We start from the raw sequence: 944 nt of genomic DNA on the forward strand, positions 1-944 counted from the left end.
AGGATTGGGGTTCGATGCTGCTGCGCATGTATACAAGATGGGGTGAAAAAAGAGGCTTTAAAGTTGAAACCCTTGATTACCTTCCAGGTGATGAAGCGGGTATCAAAAGTGTCACACTGCTTTTCAAAGGCCATAACGCCTACGGATATTTGAAAGCGGAAAAAGGCGTTCACCGTCTTGTCCGTATTTCTCCTTTTGATTCATCGGGGCGACGCCATACTTCATTCGTTTCTTGTGAAGTCATGCCGGAATTCGATGAGACAATCAATATCGAGATACGTACGGAAGATTTGAAGGTCGATACGTATAGGGCAAGCGGTGCCGGCGGTCAGCATATCAATACGACTGACTCGGCTGTCCGTATTACCCACTTACCTACCAATACGGTAGTGACGTGCCAAAACGAGAGATCGCAAATCAAAAACAAGGCTCAAGCGATGAATATGCTGAAAGCCAAACTTTATCAACGTGAAATTGAACAGCAACAAGCCGACTTGGATGAAATTCGCGGTGAACAAAAGGAAATTGGCTGGGGAAGCCAAATTCGTTCTTATGTTTTCCATCCGTATTCCATGGTCAAGGATCACCGTACGAGTGCGGAAACCGGGAACTTGGGTGCGGTCATGGATGGGGATATTGATATGTTCATCGATGCGTACTTGCGTTCAAAACTATAAGATATAATGGCCGGACCGTTCTATGGTCCGGCTTTTTGTATGAAAATCATGCTTGCCTTACACGTTCTGCCAAAATAAGCCGTCTGGATTATTTTTACAGGGTATGAAAAGGGATGCCATGCTATGATCCGCCAATACTACATAATGATGAATGATGGTTTGAGGAGATAATAAAGAATGAGAAAAAGATACAGGGAGCCGAAGCCCCCTTTGATGCAAAAGTTAATCGAATATGGATTGGTAATCGTGGGGTCAGCCATAATTGCC

The 944-nt window shown here is 44.5% G+C and carries 1 protein-coding gene; it reads left to right on the forward strand.

The features are described 5' to 3' along the window. The coding region (prfB, locus tag CVN76_RS01040; RefSeq protein WP_100530105.1) for a peptide chain release factor 2 at nucleotides 1-677 on the forward strand (677 nt) is incomplete at its 5' end. Between the last annotated feature and the right edge of the window lie 267 nt (nucleotides 678-944).

This window comes from Bacillus sp. mrc49 (assembly GCF_002803435.1).